Origin of the sequence: Streptomyces sp. NPDC059909 (assembly GCF_042730885.1) — a bacterium.
GTDB lineage: Bacteria > Actinomycetota > Actinomycetes > Streptomycetales > Streptomycetaceae > Streptomyces.
The window spans coordinates 1-3596 of the sequence record NZ_JBHWKX010000180.1 but is presented as its reverse complement, the minus strand read 5'-3'; the positions used below and the strand labels follow the sequence as shown (position 1 = coordinate 3596).

The window sequence follows — 3596 nt, the reverse complement described above, 5'->3', positions numbered from 1 at the left end:
AACATCGCCCGTAAGGGCGAGGCTGTGTGGACTGCGGGGCGTGAGTCACGCGTCCCTGCCACCCCATAGGGGTGTCTGGACGGAGGAGTCCACCCAGCAGCCAGCTGGGCACTACCTCCAAGCCCGGTCGTTTACGGCCGGGTCAAGTTGACGGACCCGCTTGCAAGTCGGGTAACGTCGGTTTCGATCCGATCATCGGCGTCTACGGGATCTTCACAGGCCCACATCCCGCGTGCGAGAGTCCACCCATGACTGACATAGGCAGACGACGCAAGCTCGGTGCCCTCGCTGGCGTTTGCATCGCCGGGGCCCTGCTGCCCGGCATCACCCTGGGTGCGGAAGATGTGGACGTGCCGCTTTCACTCATGGTCGCCGCCCTCGTGGTCATGCTCCTCACCCAGCTCGTCTACGTCGGCCCGTCCGCCCGTGTCCCGGCCCCGGCGCTGCTGGCCTTCGGCCTGGCCGGGTTCGTACAGGACTCGCTCATCTGGTGGCTGCTCTCCTGGCTCGGCGGGAAGTTCGCCGAGCTGGAGGTCGAGGGCTTCGGCACGATCCTGCTTGCGGGACTGATCACGCGCGTCTCGATCCTCGCGTTCTCCCTGATCGGTACGGAGCCGACGGCGGACTGACGACCCGGCGAGGCCACTCCGGCCGCCCTCCACAAGAACGATCACACCGTTTGAGGGCCGTGCTCCTGAGGTCGGCGCAGCGGGTTTGGCCGGTGTCCTGCCAGGGTTTGGGTTCGTGCATGATCAGGGAGCCGTACGCTTGTCGGCTACTCGGGCAGGCTTGTCCCCTGCCCGCAATGTGTCCGAGTGGCCCCCGGATGCTCGCCACCGCGCTGGAGGCGGAGGTCAACGCCTACATAGCGGAGTTCGCGTACGAGCGGGACGACGCTGGTCGGCGTCTGGTGGTCCGCAACGGCTACCTCCGGCCGCGGAGGGTCACCACCGCCGCGGGGGCGGTCGAGGTGAAGGCCCCGCGGGTCAATGACAAGCGCGTTGATTCGACAACCGGAGAGCGCCAGCGGTTCTCGACCGCGATCCTGCCACCCTGGGCGCGGAAGTCCCCAAAGATCGGCGAGGTGCTGCCGCTGCTCTATCTGCACGGCCTTTCCTCCGGCGACTTCGTGCCCGCGCTGGAGCAGTTCCTGGGCACCTCGGCCGGGCTGTCGCCAGCCACCGTCACCCGGCTGACCGCGCAGTGGCAGGCCGACCACGCCGCCTTCCAGGATCGTGACCTGTCGGGCAACGACTACGTCTACGTCTGGGCCGACGGCGTCCATCTCGGCGACGCCTTCGAACGACGTGACCTGCCCCTACCGCTGGTCGCCGGGCTGGCCCGGTCCCTGCCCACGATGGATGCGCCCCTGCTCGAGCACGCTCTCACCATCCTGGGCTCCACCCGCGATCCGGATGCCCGCCCCATGCTCGAGCCCTACCAGCAACACCCTGTGGACTACGTCCGGAACGCTGCCGACATGGCGCTGGCAGAACTATCCGATCACGGCTTCGGAGGGGGCCCGGACCACAACTCTTGATGCGATGAAGGGGCGGGGCCTCCGCCCCCGCGGGGTGGGTACATACCCGGTGTTCACGTTCGTCATGGCGAAGGAGGCCTCTGATGAGCGAGTACGGCGGACATCAGTACGTCGGCATCGACCTGCATCGCAGGCGCTCCGTGATCGTGCGTCAGACCGCGGACGGCACGCAGCTGAGCGCAGTGCGTATCGCCAACGACCCTGTCGCGCTGGGCCTGCAGATCGAGCAGGCCGGCAGTCGCCCGGACGTGGTCGTGGAGGCTACCTACGGCTGGTACTGGGCAGTTGACGTGCTTCAGGCCGCCGGGGCCGAAGTCCACCTGGCCCACCCGTTGGGTGTGAAGGGCTTCGCCTACCGGCGCGTCAAGAACGACATCAAGGACGCCTTGGACCTCGCCGACCTGCTGCGCATGGGGCGCCTTCCGGAGTCCTGGATCGCCCCGCCCGACCTGAGGGAGTTGCGCGAACTGGTCCGCTACCGGGCCAAACTGGTGGCTCTGCGCAGTGGACTGAAGGCCCAGGTGCACGCGGTGCTCGCGAAGGCCGGGGTCCTCATCGCCGTCTCCGAGTTGTTCGGGACCGACGGCCGCCGCCGGTTGGGGCAGACCACGCTGTCCGGTGCCTACGCCCAGCGCGTGGTCTCTCTGCTGAAGCTGATCGACATCCTTGACGCCGAGGAAGCCGTCTTCAACACCCGGATCGCCGAGCGGCTTCGTGGCCACACCGGCTGTGGGGCCATCCGGTGCCTGCCCGGCATCGGACCGGTCCTGGCCGCCGTGCTGGTCGCCGAGATCGGCGACGTGCACCGGTTCCCCTCCGCCGACCGGTTGTGCTCCTGGGCCGGACTGACCCCGCGCCACTACGAATCCGACACCGTCGTGCGCCGCGGGCACGTCACCAAGCAGGGCAGCAAGCTCGTGCGCTGGGCCGTCGTGGAGGCCATCCAACGCGCCACCACACCCAAGATCGCCGAAGACCGGGCACGGATCGAGGCCCGCCGCGGCAGGAACATCGCGAAGGTCGCCGCGGCCCGCAAACTGCTCACGCTGGTCTACTACGGGCTGCGCGACGGACACATCCGCGCCCTGGCCCGCCAGGCCGCGTGAGCAGCTCGGTGGCGGCAGGCGCGCGGCCGGGCAATTGTCTGGCCCCCTCAACGGCGCGGCCGTGGATTTGATTGGCCCCGCCTGCCCCACGTCGTATCGCTCCATGCGGCCCAGCGCCGCGAAGGAATGACCGGCAGCCGAGTACGGCCCTGCCCTCCCGCATCGCGGGCTGGAGAACAGCGACACGCACAACCGCATGCTCACACCTACCTCGGACCACACCCCCCGGCCACGAGTCGGTCAGCCCTGCCCGATACCGCTAACAACCAGCAGAAACACCACCGTTGACAGAACCCGCCCCTTCAGGAATGACAATTCCTCCAACGTAGGGATGGATCGCTTCTCTGGGAGTGACCTGGCCCCTAGTGTCATGAGTCTTTATTCCGCTATAGAAGTAGGCTGGGCTCATGGCGCGTATGGGTCGGCCGACGGTCGAGGTGGTTCTGGCGGATGAGGAGCGAGAGACGTTGCTGCGCTGGTCGCGGCGGGCAACGTCCTCGCAGGCTCTGGCGTTGCGGTGCCGGATCGTGCTCGCGTGCGCTGATGGCGGTTCGAACACCGCGGTGGGAGCGGAGCTTGGGGTCCACCCGGTCACGGTGGCCAAGTGGCGCAAGCGGTTCGCGGCCGACCGGCTCCAGGGCCTGTCCGACGAGCCGCGGCCCGGCCCGCCCCGCACGGTGAGCGACGAGAAGGTCGAGGAGGTGGTCGTGCGGACTCTGGAAACCACGCCGAAGAACGCCACGCACTGGTCGACACGGGAAATGGCCGCGGCCAGCGGCCTGAGCCAGTCCACGATCTCGCGGATCTGGCGGACCTTCGGCCTCAAACCGCATCTGGTGGACACCTTCAAGCTCTCCAAAGCATCTGGGGCCCTTTCGGGGCGGCGTGATCTTGGGGAAAACTGGGTGTGCTGTCCGGTCGACGTCGGCTGGCCTTAGCGCGGGTGAGCC

General features: G+C 68.1%; 3 protein-coding genes and 1 pseudogene. All 4 read left to right on the top strand.

What is annotated here, in order from left to right; all coding sequences use genetic code 11:
- Positions 1-248: 248 nt before the first annotated feature.
- On the top strand, positions 249-629 hold the full coding sequence (locus ACFV9O_RS39895) for a hypothetical protein (protein WP_351223038.1): 381 nt from the start codon (positions 249-251) through the stop codon (positions 627-629).
- A 176-nt stretch (positions 630-805) separates the two neighbouring features.
- A pseudogene (locus ACFV9O_RS39890) lies at positions 806-1339 on the top strand (transposase); the annotation flags it as partial.
- A 284-nt stretch (positions 1340-1623) separates the two neighbouring features.
- Positions 1624-2646 (top strand): IS110 family transposase, encoded by a 1023-nt coding sequence (locus ACFV9O_RS39885; protein ID WP_385427887.1) that lies wholly within the window; start codon positions 1624-1626, stop codon positions 2644-2646.
- Between the two features lie 407 nt (positions 2647-3053).
- Positions 3054-3584, top strand: a complete 531-nt coding sequence (locus tag ACFV9O_RS39880) for a helix-turn-helix domain-containing protein (protein WP_385427885.1) — start codon at positions 3054-3056, stop codon at positions 3582-3584.
- The last annotated feature ends 12 nt before the right edge of the window (positions 3585-3596 follow it).

Coding starts and splice junctions, on each gene's coding strand:
- ACFV9O_RS39895 (WP_351223038.1), top strand. CDS start 249: ATGACTGACATAGGCAGACGACGCAAGCTCGGTGCCCTCGCTGGCGTT.
- ACFV9O_RS39885 (WP_385427887.1), top strand. CDS start 1,624: ATGAGCGAGTACGGCGGACATCAGTACGTCGGCATCGACCTGCATCGC.
- ACFV9O_RS39880 (WP_385427885.1), top strand. CDS start 3,054: ATGGCGCGTATGGGTCGGCCGACGGTCGAGGTGGTTCTGGCGGATGAG.